Genomic DNA, 14300 nt, shown 5'->3' with positions numbered 1-14300 from the left:
GGGTGCGGGAGCCGTCGCCCCGGATGCCGCGCCCCGGCGTGGACGTCCCCGCGGCGGGAGGGATCTCGACGGGCGGCTCCCGTGCCCTGCCCGGTGGCCTCGTACGCCCACCGCCCGGCATGCGGTGCACGGGCTTCGATGTTGCGCGAGCAGCGGCCGGTACGGGGGAGGGGGCGTCCGACTCCCTTCCCGCGGTGCTCCGTCAGGCGAAGAGCGGATGGCCCGGAGCCAGGGCGGCGGCGATGCGCGACGCCACCGTCTGTGCGGTGTTGCCCTGGGGGGACTCCGGTCCCGTGGTCGTTGCCACGGCGATCGCCAGACCCTCGGCGGGCAGGTAGGCCATCACTTCGCCGTAGCCGGAGAACAACGGATTCTGGAAGATCCAGCCGTCCTTGACGACCACCCCGAGTCCGTAGTGCGCCTCTGCGGTCTGCGCCCGGCACACCGTCGCGGGGCAGGTGGCGGTGGGGCCGCCCTTCCCGACGGTGCCCGGATCGAGGAGCGTCCGGTACGACGCCGGTGAGATCAACCGGCCCGTGCCGATGGCCTCGGCGGATCGGCCCAGATCACAGATGTCCGAGGTGAGCACCGCGCCCGGCGCGATGGTCCAGGAGGGGTTCCAGAAGGTGGACTCCTCGTACGTGCCTCGCTCGTCGGTGAAGGCGTGCAGCACGGGCCGCGGCATGGCGGGGGTGAAGGAGTTGCGGGTTTCCCGCAGGCCCAGCGGGCGGAAGACGCGCTGTTCGAGGAGCCGGTCCAAGCGGGTGTCGGTGATCCGCTCCAGTGCGGCGCCCAGGATCACGAAGTTGGCGTGGGAGTAGTTCCAGTTGGTGCCCGGCTCGTACCACAGCGGCTCCCCGGTCGAGATGGCGAGGAGTTCGCGCGGGCTCCACTGTCGGAACGGGTCCTCGTGGAGTGCGGCGAGGAAGCCGGGGTCGGTCACGTAGTCGTACAAGCCGGAAGTGGAGCTGCCGAGCATGCGCAGTGTGATCTCGTCGCCGTGCGGCAGCCGGGGCAGCCACCGGGACACCGGTGCGTCGAGGTCGACGCGGCCTTCGTCGACGAGTTGCAGCAGGACGTTCGTCAGATAGGGGATCGCCACCCCGCCGGCACGGAAGTGCATGTCGGTCGTGGCGGGCACTCCGGTCATCGACTCGCCGGCCGCCGTGGTGACGACCTCGCGCCCGTGCACGGTCACCTTGGCCAGTACGGCGTTCAGCCCCAGGTCCTTGCGGGTCTTCCGTACGAGGTGGGTGATGCGCGCCGCCTGTCCGTCGACGCCCCGGGGCGTCGACGGACAAGCACGGGGAGGGTGGGTGGTGGCGGTCCCGGCCGGTGGGGCGGAGAGGGCGGGGGCGGCGGCCGACACCAGCGCGAGGAGGGCGGCGGTGACCAGGCCGGCCGTACGGGTACGTGTCATAGCGGCACTCTGCGCGCCGTCCGCCCGGACCGTGCGGGGCGACACGCCCCGCTACCGTTCGGGCCGACTTCTTGGGGCCGAACGGCCGCAGGCCCCCGTGGCGACGCACGAGCCCATGCGGCCGGGGTCAGCCCACCGACGTCGCGTGGCCCTTGGGCGACGCGAAGTCCTGGGCGTGGGCGTCGTGCGGTGCCGCACCCTCAAGACGGATCGCGCGACATCCCGTGAGTTGCGCTGAGGGGTGCTGAGTCCACGACCCCGTGGTCAGGGGGTTCGTCTTCTCCCCGGCAGTTGTTCGCGGGCTGACGTGGCTTCGGGATTCCTGAAGCGTTCTCACCGTGTCCGATCGGTTCGCGATCTGGCTGAAGGTGAGGGGGCTCGGGTTGGCGCCGGCTGTCGTACGGGACCTGTGCGTTGTCCGGCCGTTGGCGACGGCGGAGGAGCTGGAGCGGTTCGAGACCGACGTGCTGGCGGGGTTCGTGCCGGCGCGGGCCTCGGCGGGGCCGGCGGACGGCACGGTTCGTGGGGGCGTCGGGCCCCTGGAGCAGACGCGGTCCTGGTTCGGCCGGCCGCTGTGGGAGATGGAGCCGTCTGACGCCGACGCGTCCTTCGGGAAGGTGCTGCGGGCTTCGCCGAGCGGCACCCGGCTGGGGCGCTCCCAGGCGCTGACCACGTACTTCCTGTTCCTGGAGCTGCGGCACAGGGCCGGGGTCCACCGGATGACCGGTCGGGTGATCGAGTGCCCGATCGACGAAATGAGCCGGCTGCGCGGGTCGAAGGACGCGGCGCTGCGGACTCCGCACGAGCCCGGCTGGAACAGGCCGCTGAACAGCGCCTTCGATGGAATCTGGTCGACCTGGACGCACCGGGGAGGGAATCATGAGCGAGTGACGTCGACCGAGGCAGCAGCAATCGCTCTCCAGGACCATGCCGCTCTCTGGAGCATGGGGGAAATCCGCGCGAGCGACGTGGTGAATGCCGCCTGTGGTGCGCTCGTCGCCGGACTCGACACCCCGGGCCTTCGCATGCTCGCCGCCTGCACGCGCGCCGAGGCGGACTACGACGTGCACGACCTGCTTCCCGCCGCACTCGACGAACTCGACCTCGCCTTCCATCCGGTCGGTAGCGAGGCCGGTCAGGAAGCCGCCGCCCGAGCCCTCGCACGCCGCGTGCTCGCCGGAGAGCTCACGCCCCGGGAGTTCGCCTTCCGGATCCACCAGCGCCACGGACATGACCTGCCCCTGACCGAGCGTCTCGCTGAGCTCGACGACGAGTACGACATCCTCGAATACGGCGACAGGACCGTGGACCAGGTCAATGCCGAGGTCACCGCGGAAGCCCGCCGCCTCGCAGTCCACCCCACGGATCCGGCCGAACCCACGGATCCGCCCGGCTGATGCACACGGACCGACCCGCGAGTTCCCGCCGAACCTGGGGTGCGGGGCCAGCTACAGAGGTCGGTGGGTGCCGTAGTTCCCGGCGAGGGAGTCAGTGGCGGCTTCGGCGACATCGGATCGGGGGCCGGTGATGCATGCAGTGAGGAAGTCGTGCACTCGCTGCCCCGTCCAGCCGGCCGCGGCGACTGCGGGCCAGAAGTAGATCCCGTCGTGTGGGGGTCTGGCTTCGACGAAGTCGAGGACGCGGGTCACGGTTTCCTGCTTCGGCACAAGTCGGAGCACGGCCACAGCCTGCAACGCTCCGCCCACAAGCGTCTCGTCACCGGTGCTCAGGCACCAGCCGATGGCCTCGTCGTGGGAGTGCTCCCCGTAGCTCAGCCGGACGATGGCATCACCCCCGGCCGTGTGAACCGCATGGAGGGTTTCGCGCTGAAGGACGAGGTCTCGCAGGTGGGGGAGGTCGGACGGGGAGCCGCAGGTACCGAGTGCCATCGTCATCTGGTACTGGGTTTCCCAGGTCCGCGAATCCCTCACCTCATTCTTCAGGGCTTCGAGCAGGGCAGGACCAGCGGACGGGTCGCCCAGCTTTCGAAGTCGCTTCGCGGCCGAGCGGCGCTTGGCGGAACTTGGGTCTTGAAGCTGACTGATCGCCTCAACGGCGTCGAGGGCCACGGTCTCCCCTCCTTGATGCGGACGTCACCGGACTCTATCCGGCGTCTCTGACGGTCCCACCGGGGTTTTCACCGGGCGAGGCCAGAAGCAGCTGACGGGCCGAGTCGGCGTGGCGCACGGCGATCTTCTCGTCGAGCCCGAAGACCTCGGCGAGGTGGAGCCGATCCGGACCCTGGGGCATTGTTTCTTCGAGCTGTCGGTCAACGTGGAGCCGCTCCAGCGTTGCGGCCTGTCCGCGCATCGCGGCGCTGATCCGGTGATTGCTGGCTCGGGTGGTCCTGTTCGCGGTCTGGTTGTTGATCAACAGGTGGAGGTTCGCCGTGTTCGGCCAGCGGGTGCGCCGGTGCTCCAGCCAGTCCAGCAACGGCTTCGGGGTGAGGTCGTCGAGGGGACGGACGCGGCCGGCGATGGCCAGCCACCGGTTGCCGATGTCGAAGTCTTCGAGCATGAGCGTGCCGATCTGGGCGACCCGGGCGGCGTGGACCGCGGCAAGAGCCAGGAGGGAGGCGCCCGTGCGGCGCCCGGTGCGTCGGTGCGCTGTGGCGAAGGTCGGGACCGCTCCTCGTCGTCGACGGACTCGTGCGCGACCCGCACGAGAACGCCCGTGCGCGTCGCGGCGTCAGGGTGGGGTGGGGAGGGCCGGCAGTGGGTGCGGTTCCTGAACGCTCGTTCAGTGCGGGGTTGTGCGGAGTGCTGTCCTCGGCGCGGCCCGAGGCTTCGACGACGACTCCCCGCGGTCCCGACGTTCCACGGTCCGGAGCAGGTCCCGCTCGGCCGGTCGGGCGCGGACCGCTTTGCCTGGAAGGGGCGGATGTCGTTCACGGCCTCCTGGGCCGCCGCGGAAGGAGACGGTGCGTCACCGGGCCGGACGTGGAACAGCGTTCGACGTTCGGCCGGTTGGCGCCCGCTCCCTGCCGTTGTTCCCGCGGTGGGGCGGAACGGCGCCGGCATGCGGCAGGGAGGAGCGCGGAAGTGTGCCGAGGACCTGTAGTGAACGCCCGTGCCGGCCGGTGGAACGATGGTGGGCAACAAGGGTGGTGGGGCTCCGGTGGGCTCCGCGCGGGTTGGTCTCCCGGTCCCCACAGGGCGGGTCCGGTGCTGGCCGTCCGGTGCGAAGTGGTCGCCTAAGAGCCGGAGTTCGTCACCAACGGGACGGGCCGTCGGGGTCGGGGCATCCCCGAGGCGCGGGGACGCACGGGGGGCGTCGCCCTCCACCCCGCAGAAGGGTGGTGACGGTCGAGGAGCAACGATGATCGACACTTGATCCGCCCGTGCCATCGGGCGGGTCCCATTCGACACCGGGGGAATCGTGACCGTGCTACCGCACCAGCACATCGGACAGCCACAGGAGGGCGGCCACATGGTCGTCTGCGGCGACGACGGTCTCGCACACCGTCTCGCCGCCGAACTGCGGGACGTGTACCGCCAGCGCGTCGTGCTCGTCGCCCCCGGCGACCCGGCCGGAGCGACCGGCCGCTCCGCCGTGCTGATCCGGGCGGCCCGACTGCTGCGTCGGACCGACGAGCCGGTCACCGGCGCCCCGCACCCGCGTGACGTCATGTCCTCCTCCCCCACGGAAGCGGCGCTGTTGCGGGCCGGAGTGGACCGGGCGGCGGCCCTGGCCCTGCTCTACGAGGACGACGAGACCAATCTGCGTGCCGCGCTCGCCGCCCGCCGGCTCAGCCCCGGTCTGCGGCTCGTGGTCCGCATGTACAACCGCAAGCTCGGGCAGCACCTGGAGGAACTCCTCGACCAGGCGGCACTGCTGTCCGGCCCCGAGAGCGACCGGGCGGTCCTGGACGCCTCCACCACCGTCCTCTCCGACGCGGACACGGCGGCCCCCGCGCTCGCCGCCACCGCCGTCGCCGGCACCAGCAAGATCGTCCAGGCCGACGGGGTGCTCCTGCGCGCCGCGGAACGCACCCCGCCCGGACGGGACGAGGTGCCCGACCCCGGCTTGTGCACCCTGGCCCTGCTGTCCTCCACCACCTCCGACCCCGCGGGTGCCGAAGGCTCGGAGTCCAGCGGCACCCAGGGACCCCTGCTCCTGCCCGACGACAGGGCCGTGGCGGGCGCCAGCGGTCGTGGCAGCGTGGTCCTGGAGACCGTCCGGTACGCCGGCCCCTCCCTGTCCTCCCGGCGTCGGGCACGTCGGGGGGCACCGCTGCGCGAGCTCTTCTCCAGCCGCCTGCGGTGGGCGCTCGTCGGCATCGTCGCCTCCGTGTTCGCGCTGACGCTCACCACCACGCTGCTCACCGATTCCGACCCCGTGCACGCCGCGTACATCACCCTGCTGGACCTCTTCGCGATCAACGATCCCGCGATCGACGCGTCGGTCACCCACCAGGTCCTCCAACTCCTCTCCGGGCTCGTCGGCCTCGCCCTGCTCCCCCTCCTCGTCGCCGGTGCCCTGGAAGCGCTCGGCACCTTCCGCGCAGCGGGTGCGCTGAGCCGCCCGCCCCGGGGCCTGTCCGGCCACGTCGTCCTCCTCGGCCTCGGCAAGATCGGCACCCGAGTCCTCGCCCGGTTCCGGGAGCTCGACATCCCCGTCGTCTGCGTCGAGGAGGATCCGGACGCCCGCGGCATCCCGCTGGCACGCAGCCACGGCATCCCCGTCGTCCTCGGCGACGTCACCGAGGACGGCGTCCTGGAAGCCGCCAAGATCCACCGGGCGCACGCCCTGCTCGCCCTCACCAGCTCCGACACCACCAATCTGGAAGCCGCGCTGTACGCCCGCTCGGTCAAGCCCGATCTGCGCGTGGCCCTGCGCCTCTACGACGACGACTTCGCCACCGCCGTCTACCGCACGCTGCGCGCCGCGCACCCGCGGGCCCTCACCCGCAGCCGGAGCGTCTCCCACCTCGCGGCGCCCGCCTTCGCCGGCGCGATGATGGGCCGCCAGATCCTCGGTGCCATCCCCGTCGAACGCAAGGTGCTGCTCTTCGCCGCCCTGTTGGTGGCCGGGCATCCCCAGTTCGAGGGCCGCACGGTCGCCGACGCCTTCCGTCCGGGAGCCTGGCGCGTCCTCGCCCTGGACACCGCCGCCCCCACGGCCCGCCGCCCCGACCTGGCCTCTTCGCACCAGGTCGGGGACGCCCCCCAACTGCTGTGGGACCTGCATCCCGGTTACGTCCTGCGCCCCGAGGACCGCGTCGTCATCGCCGCCACCCGTCGGGGGCTCGCCGAACTCCTGGGTGCCCCGTACCAGCCGGGCGCCACCACTTCCTGACCGACCCGGACCGGCCTCGTGCCCGCGTACGGAAGCGGTCGGGAGAAACGCGCCGGTGGTCCGGGGGCGCCCACAGACACCCCGGCGGCGCCCTGCCGTCGGTGGCCCGGGAGCGACGCGCTCGTTCCGGGCCGCGGAGACTCCCGGTCGCCGGCCGGACGGGGCCGGCCGAGACCGGCCGGCCTCCGGTCGAGGGCCGGTCGGCCCTGTGCCGAACGTTCCCGGCCGGGCACCTTGGAGGTGACGGCGGACCGGAGGCGGGGGTGCCCGACTCCCGCCCGGTCCGACGGCCGGGAGCGTGAGCGGCGATGATGTTCTGGTACGGCAACGGCATGAACGGATGGGGCTGGTTCGCCATGTCCGCCGGCATGGTGCTGTTCTGGGGGCTCCTCATCACCCTCGCGGTGATGTTCTTCCGCACCCTGGGCCGCTCCCCGGAGCGGCCGTCAGTGCCCCGGCCCACCGCCTCGGCCGAACAGATCCTGGGCGAGCGGCTGGCACGCGGTGAGATCGACGAGGAGGAGTACCGCCGGCGCCTGAAGACCTTGCGCGGGGAGGGACCATGAGCCCCGTGTCCGTCCGGGACGCCGGACGGCCGTCCGACCCGGTGACGGGGCCGGAAGGAGAGCACCGCCGGTCGGCCCGCCCCGGCCGCACGGTTGACGGGCGCCCCTCCCGTTCTGCGCATGCGGCACGCGTTCAGTCATGCGGCACGAGGGCCACGGGCACCGGGCTGTGGTGCACCACGGCGTGGGCCACGCTGCCGATGTGCGCACCGAGGGTCGAATGGCGGGTGCGCCGGCCCACCACCACGAGCGAGGCGCCCGCCGCCGCCCCGACCAGTTCGAGGCCGGCCGAACCGAGCACCACCCGGGCCTCGGTCCCGACCTCGGGGTACTTCGCGCGCCAGGGCTCCAGCAGGTCGTCGAGCGAGCGCTCGATCTCCGGGGCCACGGCGAGGCGGACGTCCGGGACCATGGCGGGGCCCAGGCCGGCGAACAGCGGAAGCTGCTGCGCGTACACGACGTGGATCGGGGAGCGGCGCCGCGCGGCCTCTTCGAAGGCGAAGCCCAGTACCGTCTCCACGGGCTGTCGGAGGTCGGTCCCGACCACGACGGGCCCCCGCGGAGCGGTCGCCTCGGCGCCCACCCGCACCAGGACGACGGGCCGCTCGGCGGCACCGGCGACCGTCAGGCCGACCGAGCCGACCAGATAGCCGGCCACGGCGCCGAGCGCCCGCGAGCCGAGGACCAGCAGTTCGGCGTCCTCGGACGCGCCGACGAGCCCCGGCACGGGACCCATCGGCAGCACCCGGGTGGTCACCGACAGACCGGGATGGTGCTCGTGCAGCTCACCGGCCGTGCGCGTCAACAACTCCTCCGCCCACGTGTCCTCGGACTCGTGCGCCACGAGCGACAGAACGGCCTCGGAGACCGGCTCCTTCGCGTACACCAGATGGACGCCGGTGCCCCGCAACAGCGCTTCCTCCGCGGCCCACTCCGCAGCGGCCTCCGCCTGGTCCGTACCGTCCAGGCCGACCACGATGCTCCGCGTCATGACCGTGCACCTCCTCGTCGGGTGTCGTCCACGTCGTACGCCAGACGGGTGGCGGAGACCGACACCACGCCGTCGACGGTCGCGGACATGCGCTCGATCGCCGGGATCATGCCCCGGAAGGGCAATGCACCGCTGAGCTCCACCCGCCCGTCGCGCACCTCGACGGCCACGGCTGACGGATCGATCCGCAGCGTCGCGCCGAGCACGTCCTCGACGATCTCCCGACGGATGTCCTCGTCCGAGCGGAGGAAGACGCCCAGCAGGTCCCGACGGCTGACGATGCCCACCAGCCGGTCCTCGTCGTCGACGACGACGAGGCGCTTGACGCCTTGGACCTCCATCAGCCGTGCCGCTTCCGCCGCGGTCCAGTCCGGACGGGCGCACACCGCGGGCGCGGACATCAGCTCTTCGGCCCGCGTCCCCTCCGCCTTCGCCCGCTCCCACGCCTCCAGGTCGGGAACGGCCGGCAGGCCGTCCGGCGCGGCGGCCTGGTCGGCCGTCTTGCGCAACAGATCACCCTCCGAGACGACCCCGACCACGCGGCCCTTCCCGTCCAGGACGGGAACCGCGGTCACCCGGTGCTGCGAGAGCGTGCGGACGACCTCCTTGAACGGGGTGTCGCCACGGACGCTCACCACCTCGCGGGTCATCAGCCGGTCGATCCTGCGGTGACGCATCACCCTCTCCTTCCGTGCGCGGACGCCGTGGCCCCGTCCGCCAGGCGGACGGGGCGGCCTTCCTCGGGGCCGAGGACCGGTGGGGCGCACCCGGTCACCTCTCCATCCTGGTCGGGGACGACCGGGGCCTGCCACCGCACCCGAGGGGCGTTCATCGGGGCGGTTCCACGTCGAGCGCGAGGTTGTCGTAGGCGTACTCGATCGATGGGTGCAGGGCGACGACTCCGTCGACCGAGCGACAGAGCCGGACGATCACGGGGATGTCCGCGCGCTCCTCGACCCGGCCCGTCAGAGTGACGACGCCGTCGTCGACGTCCACGCGGATCGTGTCGGGGGCGAGGCGCAGGGTGCCGGCCAGGACGTCGTGCTCGATCTCGTCGCGGATGGCCGCGTCACCGCGGAGGAAGGGCCGCAACAGGTCACTGCGGCTGATGACGCCGACGAGTCGACCGGTCTCGTCCGTGACGGGGAGCCGCTTCACCCCCTTGCGCTGCATCGTCCGGGCCGTCTCGACGAGGTTCCAGTTCGCCTGGGCGGTGACGGCCGGCGAGGTCATCAACTGGGCGGCCGTCTCGGCATCGGGCAGTCCCCGTTCCCGGGACAGCAGGCGGACGCCCGTCCAGCGGCCCTCCAGGTCGGGGAGCTCGGCGGTGGACCGCAGCAGATCGGCCTCCGAGACCACGCCGACGACGCGTCGCTCCGCGTCGACGACCGGCACCGCGGAGACGTCGTGATCGGCGAAGAGCCGGGCGATCTCCTTGAACGGAGTCGTCGGGGAGGCGGTGACCACGTCGTGCGTCATCACCTCGAAAACCGTGCGGTGCTGCATGACGGTCCTCCTTCCCGGGACGCCGTGGCCCCGGTAGCTCTCACCCTGCTGTGCGGGACCCGGCCCGGGGCAGTGCCGAACGGTCCCCTTCGGGGACTGTTGGCCCCTATGGAGGACGACCGTTCGGACGCACGCTGGAGGGAAGCGCGGTTCCCAGGAGGCGAGGGGCCATGACCACGACCGGAACCCGGCAGGACCGGGAAGGGGATCGAGCCGGCCGGGAGGAACACCCGGCGGGGCTGTGGGCCCGTGTCGGAGATCGGCTGATCGTCGGTGGCGCCACGGTCGGCGACGAGGGGCGTGACGGCGAGGTCGTCGGGCTGCACCATGCCGACGGCACCCCGCCCTTCGACGTCCGTTGGTCGGACACCGGCCGGGTCACGCTGGTCTTCCCGGGCCCGGACGCGCGGGTCCAACACTTCGCGCCGCACGGCACGCGGGCCACCAGGAGCGCGGGTCGGTGACAGCAGCTGGCCGAGTGGCCGTGAGTGGTGGGATCAGCCGCGGTCGTCCGGTCTCGGCTTGTGAGGCCGGGGTGGGTCTGTCCGTCAGGTGTGCGGCCTGGTCGGGCCGCGACGGGGCCGGGCCGAGCCGGTCAGCCGACCACGGCGGCGAGTCCGGCGGTTCTTGTGTGTCCGAAGACCTTGCGGAGGTTGTGGCAGGCGCCGCTCGCTGCGGGCGCCGTCTTCGCCGCGCAGGAGGAGCCGGCGGCCGTTCCGGCGGGTCATGATCTGACCGAAGACGGGTTCGCCGATGGCTTTTCGGCGACTGTGGGCGGCCTCGCCGGGCTTGGTCCGCAGCTTGCGGGCCATCCGGTCCTTCAGCGTGGCGTTCGCTGGCATCCGCCCACGCGGTGCGGCGGGACCTGTTCGTCGTGTGCCAGGCGCCCGGTGGATATGGACGTGTCGGTGCCGCAGACCAGTTGCCGGCGCCTCGCGGCGTCGGGATTGGCCCCGGAGCAATGGCCGGCGTCGACCGGGTCGGCAACGAACCGGGCGGGGTGATCCTCGGGCAGCCAGTCGTCCAGCGACGGAGGCAGCAGCAGGATCCGGTGCGGGTCGAAGGTTCGAAACGTCTTGTCCACCGCCTCCGGACCGCCTCCGGACGGCCTCCGGACCGTTTCCTCTCGACCGGCTCGGCCTCGAACGGTCCGTCCCCACCATGCATGTCGAGATCGTCTCGCGTGAAAGGCCGCGAGACGCCGGCGGGTCGTCCGCCGGCGTCTCGTGCGTGGTCGTGGTCAGCTTTGCTGACGGAAGTCCAGCATGGAGAAGACCTTGTCGTAGCGGTGTTCGCCGACGGCGACGAAGTCGGGCAGACGGCCGTATTCGGTGAAGCCCAGCGACCAGTAGAGGTGCAGGGCATGGGTGTTGTCGCCGCGGGCGTCCAGAGTGAGGACCTCGATACCCGTCTCCCGGGCATCAGCGATCAAGGCAGCGGTCAGCGCCCGGCCGATACCACGACCGTGAGCAGCAGCATCCACCGCGATCTTCTCAAGATCGGCGTGTGGCCGATGGGTCGGGCGGGCGTAGCGCAGCCAGTACCCCAACCCGACAAGCCGACGGTCGAGGTAAGCGGCCCGCAAGGCCGCATCTCCGGCCTGCACCGCAGAGATGACGCGGCCGAGGAGATCCGCCACCTCATCCCGCGAGGGCGGTTCGACCCAGCCCAGCGCAGCACCTCCACTGACCAGGTCCGCCAGGATCCGGTGGGCCGATTCCACGAACCGGACCTCCAGCTCCGGATCGGACGTCAGCTCCATGGCGTCAAGGATGGTTGGCTCAGCGGTCACACCGCTGGTCACGGCCCGATTCATGCCCCGCAGCCTAGGTCAGCCCAAGGCTCCGCGCTCCGGCCTCGACGGAAGTCGGTCCGTTACCGGCCCACGCTCCTAGGCGGCCGTGAACTCCGCCACCGCGTCCACCACACCGGGCACGGCCCGGGTCAGGCGCAGGGCCAGTTCGGCAGGAACGGACTGTGGCAGACGCCCGGCGAGCGTCACCGAGCCGTCCACGACCCGGACAACGAGCGCGGCATCGCCCCGGGGCAGCAGATGTGTGAGGAGTTCGTGGCGCACGTCCTCCGCGAGATCGGCGTCGGAGCGGAGGTAGACCTTCAGCAGGTCGCCCCTGCTGACCACACCGACCGGGCGCCCGTCCTCGTCCACCACGGGAAGCCGCTTGAGACGCCCCCGCCCCATCAGCCTCGCTGCCCCGGCGAGCGTGGCACCACGGGGAACGGTCACGGCCGGGGCCGACATCAGCCCGCCCGCCGTCACTGCTCCGGCACCGTTCGGCTCCCCGCCCGGGAGCTTTTCGAGCACGTCCGCCTCGGACACCACGCCGACCACCCGCCCCTCGGCCGACAGCACGGGAACGGCGCTCACGCCCCAGCGCCGCATGGACCGGACGATCTCCTTGACCGGTGCGTCGAGCCTGGCGGAGACCACCGCATGGGTCATCACGTCGTCGACGGTACGTGGATGCTTCATGACGGGCCTCCCGTACTCCTGTGCTCCCGTCCGTCGATGCGAGGGTGCCGCCGCCCGCCCCGGGACGACAAGGGCCGAACGGGGCAGCTCCGCATCCGAACGGCGTCGGCGCCGTCCCGGGAGCCTGCTGCCCGGCCCCCTTTCCGTGCCCCGCTTCCCGCGCCCGGTCCGGGCGGGCCGCGTCCTGGACCGATCGGCCCTAGCTTCCGAGCTCCGCGTGGTGCGAGCGTGGCAGGAGGTCGCCCTGTGACCCGGAAAGGCGGTGGGCCGGATGGAGCTGCCCCTGGTGGTGGGGGTCGACGGGTCCGACGCCAGCCTCGCGGCCGTGGACTGGGCCGTCGACGAGGCGGTACGGCACGACCTCCCCCTGCACATCGTGCACGCCTCGCTCTGGGAGCGGTACGAAGGAGTCGCACCGACCTGGAGCACGGCTCGCCCCTCGGGCCGGGTCCTCGCCGAGAACATCGCCGCCACCGCGGCGGAACGCGCCCGGAGACGAGCCCCCGACCTCGCGGTCACCACGGACGTCCGGGCCGAGGACGCGTCCCGCGCACTGCTCGACGCGGGCCCGGAGGGAACGCTCCTCGTCGTCGGCTCCCGGGGCCGCGGTGAGTTCGCGGACCTCCTGCTGGGATCCGTCAGCCTCCTGGTGGCCGCCCGCTCCCGCTGCCCGGTCGTCGTGGTCCGGGGGGACCGGTACGCCCTGGAAGCACGCCACGGGCGCGTTCTGCTCGGCGTCGGAGAGCACGACGTGGACGCGCCGGCCGTACGGTTCGCCTTCCGCGAGGCGGCGGTCCGGGACGCCGAACTCGACGTGGTCAGCGCCTGGCGACGCCCGGCCCACGAGCCGCGCGCCCATCCCCTGCTCAAGGGCGGCGGAGGAGCCCGCTCCGCGGAACGCTCCTCCGCCCTGCTGGAGGAAGCACTCGCTGCCCCGGCCGCGGAACATCCCCGGGTGCGCCTGCGCAGGAGCACGCTCGAAGGCCCCGCGCACAAGGTGCTCACCGAGCGTTCCGCCGCTGCCGACCTGTTGGTCGTCGGAGCCCGGCGCAGGGACGGATTCCTCGGACTTGAGCTCGGCAGGGTCGCCCACCGCGCCCTGCACCACGCCTCGTGCCCGGTTGCCGTCGTACCCCGGCGGCTTCCGGCGCCCACGGAAGGAGAGCAACGATGAACAGGGCCGATGACCGGCACACCCCGCACCCCTCGCACGCCGCGAGCGACCTGGGCCGCCGGGTGGCCGCGCGCCGCACCCAGTTGGGCCTGACCTGGGACGAGGTGGCGGCGCGCGCCGGCTCCACGCCCGGCTACATCGCCTATGTGGAGGAGCGGCTGCCCACGCCGGGAATCGAGTTCCTGGTCCGCCTCGCGAACGCCCTGGAGACCACGGTCCAGGACCTCACCGGGTACACGGCGGACCTCGCGTCCGGTGGGGCGACCGCCGGCTACCGGGCACGGATGGAAGAGATGGGCGAGGCCGAGTGCTGGGCACTGCTCGATGACCACGGCGTCGGCCGGGTCGCCGTCGAAGGGAAGGACGGGCTGGCGCTGTTTCCCGTGAACTATCAGGTCATCGACGGGGAGATCGCCTTCATGACCGCCGCCGACTCGTCCCTGGCCCGTGCCTCGAGGTCCGGCGCGGAGGTCGCCTTCGAGGAGGACCACCTGGACGAGGCCTTCAGCCAGGGGTGGAGCGTGCTCGTGGTCGGGCCGGCGCGCACGGTGTCGGACGAGGCCGCCGCGCAGAGGATCAAGGACGCCGTCCGTTCGACGCCGTGGGCGGGGGAGGGGCGGGAGACCGTGGTGACGCTCTCACCGCGTCGGGTGACCGGACGACGGATCCTGGTGCCGGGCGCGCCGGGCACGTCCCCCGGGCAGCCGGGCGGCGGTGCGGAAGGCGCGGCGAGGACCGGCTCGGGGAGTTGACCCCGAAGTCCTCGGCACCGGGCCCGTCCGGTCCTCGGAAGCCGGTCCCACCGGGGAACCGGTGGAGCAGTCCGAAACGAACCGTCCGAAACGAACCGTCCG

The 14300-nt window shown here is 72.4% G+C and carries 14 protein-coding genes and 1 pseudogene; 6 read left to right on the top strand and 9 right to left on the bottom strand.

Going from position 1 to position 14300, the window contains the following annotated elements; all coding sequences use genetic code 11:
* Window positions 1-202 precede the first annotated feature (202 nt).
* Window positions 203-1420, bottom strand: a complete 1218-nt coding sequence (locus ACFW2Y_RS12650; RefSeq protein ID WP_384877069.1) for a serine hydrolase domain-containing protein — start codon at window positions 1418-1420, stop codon at window positions 203-205.
* Window positions 1421-1758: 338 nt separating this feature from the next.
* Between ACFW2Y_RS12650 and ACFW2Y_RS12645 the strand changes: the two genes are divergently transcribed.
* Window positions 1759-2817 carry a hypothetical protein gene (locus ACFW2Y_RS12645; protein ID WP_384877067.1) on the top strand — a complete coding sequence of 353 codons (1059 nt, stop codon included), beginning with the start codon at window positions 1759-1761 and terminating at the stop codon, window positions 2815-2817.
* Between the two features lie 51 nt (window positions 2818-2868).
* Here ACFW2Y_RS12645 and ACFW2Y_RS12640 read toward each other — a convergent pair whose 3' ends face one another.
* Both ACFW2Y_RS12640 and ACFW2Y_RS12635 read right to left on the bottom strand, forming a co-directional pair.
* Entirely contained in the window at window positions 2869-3489 is a 621-nt protein-coding gene (locus ACFW2Y_RS12640) for a HEAT repeat domain-containing protein (protein ID WP_384877065.1), read from the bottom strand.
* A gap of 34 nt (window positions 3490-3523) precedes the next feature.
* Window positions 3524-3937: a hypothetical protein gene (locus ACFW2Y_RS12635; protein ID WP_384877063.1), complete on the bottom strand. Its 414-nt coding sequence runs from the start codon at window positions 3935-3937 to the stop codon at window positions 3524-3526.
* A 912-nt stretch (window positions 3938-4849) separates the two neighbouring features.
* On the opposite strand from ACFW2Y_RS12635, the gene ACFW2Y_RS12630 reads away from it, so the two are divergent.
* Both ACFW2Y_RS12630 and ACFW2Y_RS12625 read left to right on the top strand, forming a co-directional pair.
* Window positions 4850-6718, top strand: coding sequence for a potassium channel family protein (locus ACFW2Y_RS12630; RefSeq protein ID WP_384877073.1), 1869 nt, complete (start codon window positions 4850-4852; stop codon window positions 6716-6718).
* 308 nt (window positions 6719-7026) lie between these two features.
* Window positions 7027-7284, top strand: a complete 258-nt coding sequence (locus tag ACFW2Y_RS12625; protein ID WP_384877061.1) for an SHOCT domain-containing protein — start codon at window positions 7027-7029, stop codon at window positions 7282-7284.
* Window positions 7285-7417: 133 nt separating this feature from the next.
* Here the strand turns inward: ACFW2Y_RS12625 and ACFW2Y_RS12620 are convergent, their stop codons facing one another.
* From ACFW2Y_RS12620 to ACFW2Y_RS12610, 3 genes are all read right to left on the bottom strand, one after another.
* Window positions 7418-8275 (bottom strand): universal stress protein, encoded by an 858-nt coding sequence (locus ACFW2Y_RS12620; protein WP_384877059.1) that lies wholly within the window; start codon window positions 8273-8275, stop codon window positions 7418-7420.
* Window positions 8272-8952: a CBS domain-containing protein gene (locus tag ACFW2Y_RS12615; RefSeq protein WP_384877057.1), complete on the bottom strand. Its 681-nt coding sequence runs from the start codon at window positions 8950-8952 to the stop codon at window positions 8272-8274. Before ACFW2Y_RS12615 ends, ACFW2Y_RS12620 begins: the two co-directional genes overlap by 4 nt.
* Before the next feature lie 151 nt (window positions 8953-9103).
* A complete protein-coding gene (locus tag ACFW2Y_RS12610; RefSeq protein WP_384877055.1) occupies window positions 9104-9781 on the bottom strand; it encodes a CBS domain-containing protein in 678 nt (225 codons plus the stop codon).
* A gap of 170 nt (window positions 9782-9951) precedes the next feature.
* Between ACFW2Y_RS12610 and ACFW2Y_RS12605 the strand changes: the two genes are divergently transcribed.
* Window positions 9952-10245, top strand: a complete 294-nt coding sequence (locus ACFW2Y_RS12605; RefSeq protein WP_384877053.1) for a DUF1918 domain-containing protein — start codon at window positions 9952-9954, stop codon at window positions 10243-10245.
* A gap of 131 nt (window positions 10246-10376) precedes the next feature.
* Here ACFW2Y_RS12605 and ACFW2Y_RS12600 read toward each other — a convergent pair.
* From ACFW2Y_RS12600 to ACFW2Y_RS12590, 3 genes and pseudogenes are all read right to left on the bottom strand, one after another.
* Window positions 10377-10757 (bottom strand): annotated as a pseudogene (locus tag ACFW2Y_RS12600) (IS1182 family transposase); the annotation flags it as partial.
* 264 nt (window positions 10758-11021) lie between these two features.
* Window positions 11022-11597, bottom strand: a complete 576-nt coding sequence (locus ACFW2Y_RS12595; RefSeq protein WP_384877050.1) for a GNAT family N-acetyltransferase — start codon at window positions 11595-11597, stop codon at window positions 11022-11024.
* Between the two features lie 75 nt (window positions 11598-11672).
* Window positions 11673-12272, bottom strand: a complete 600-nt coding sequence (locus ACFW2Y_RS12590) for a CBS domain-containing protein (protein ID WP_384877048.1) — start codon at window positions 12270-12272, stop codon at window positions 11673-11675.
* A 271-nt stretch (window positions 12273-12543) separates the two neighbouring features.
* On the opposite strand from ACFW2Y_RS12590, the gene ACFW2Y_RS12585 reads away from it, so the two are divergent.
* Window positions 12544-13446 (top strand): universal stress protein, encoded by a 903-nt coding sequence (locus ACFW2Y_RS12585; RefSeq protein ID WP_384877046.1) that lies wholly within the window; start codon window positions 12544-12546, stop codon window positions 13444-13446.
* A complete protein-coding gene (locus ACFW2Y_RS12580) occupies window positions 13443-14198 on the top strand; it encodes a helix-turn-helix domain-containing protein (protein WP_384877044.1) in 756 nt (251 codons plus the stop codon). Before ACFW2Y_RS12585 ends, ACFW2Y_RS12580 begins: the two co-directional genes overlap by 4 nt.
* The last annotated feature ends 102 nt before the right edge of the window (window positions 14199-14300 follow it).

This window comes from Streptomyces sp. NPDC058877, from assembly GCF_042742855.1.
Lineage (GTDB): Bacteria > Actinomycetota > Actinomycetes > Streptomycetales > Streptomycetaceae > Streptomyces.
Note: the sequence above shows the minus strand (reverse complement) of the source record. Positions and strands in the feature narration are given on the sequence as shown.

What these genes read in the sequence shown, in the direction of transcription:
- ACFW2Y_RS12650 (WP_384877069.1), bottom strand. Translation starts at nt 1,420, where the DNA reads ATGACACGTACCCGTACGGCCGGCCTGGTCACCGCCGCCCTCCTCGCG.
- ACFW2Y_RS12635 (WP_384877063.1), bottom strand. Translation starts at nt 3,937, where the DNA reads ATGCTCGAAGACTTCGACATCGGCAACCGGTGGCTGGCCATCGCCGGC.
- ACFW2Y_RS12630 (WP_384877073.1), top strand. Translation starts at nt 4,850, where the DNA reads ATGGTCGTCTGCGGCGACGACGGTCTCGCACACCGTCTCGCCGCCGAA.
- ACFW2Y_RS12625 (WP_384877061.1), top strand. Translation starts at nt 7,027, where the DNA reads ATGATGTTCTGGTACGGCAACGGCATGAACGGATGGGGCTGGTTCGCC.
- ACFW2Y_RS12620 (WP_384877059.1), bottom strand. Translation starts at nt 8,275, where the DNA reads ATGACGCGGAGCATCGTGGTCGGCCTGGACGGTACGGACCAGGCGGAG.
- ACFW2Y_RS12615 (WP_384877057.1), bottom strand. Translation starts at nt 8,952, where the DNA reads ATGCGTCACCGCAGGATCGACCGGCTGATGACCCGCGAGGTGGTGAGC.
- ACFW2Y_RS12610 (WP_384877055.1), bottom strand. Translation starts at nt 9,781, where the DNA reads ATGCAGCACCGCACGGTTTTCGAGGTGATGACGCACGACGTGGTCACC.
- ACFW2Y_RS12605 (WP_384877053.1), top strand. Translation starts at nt 9,952, where the DNA reads ATGACCACGACCGGAACCCGGCAGGACCGGGAAGGGGATCGAGCCGGC.
- ACFW2Y_RS12595 (WP_384877050.1), bottom strand. Translation starts at nt 11,597, where the DNA reads ATGAATCGGGCCGTGACCAGCGGTGTGACCGCTGAGCCAACCATCCTT.
- ACFW2Y_RS12590 (WP_384877048.1), bottom strand. Translation starts at nt 12,272, where the DNA reads ATGAAGCATCCACGTACCGTCGACGACGTGATGACCCATGCGGTGGTC.
- ACFW2Y_RS12585 (WP_384877046.1), top strand. Translation starts at nt 12,544, where the DNA reads ATGGAGCTGCCCCTGGTGGTGGGGGTCGACGGGTCCGACGCCAGCCTC.
- ACFW2Y_RS12580 (WP_384877044.1), top strand. Translation starts at nt 13,443, where the DNA reads ATGAACAGGGCCGATGACCGGCACACCCCGCACCCCTCGCACGCCGCG.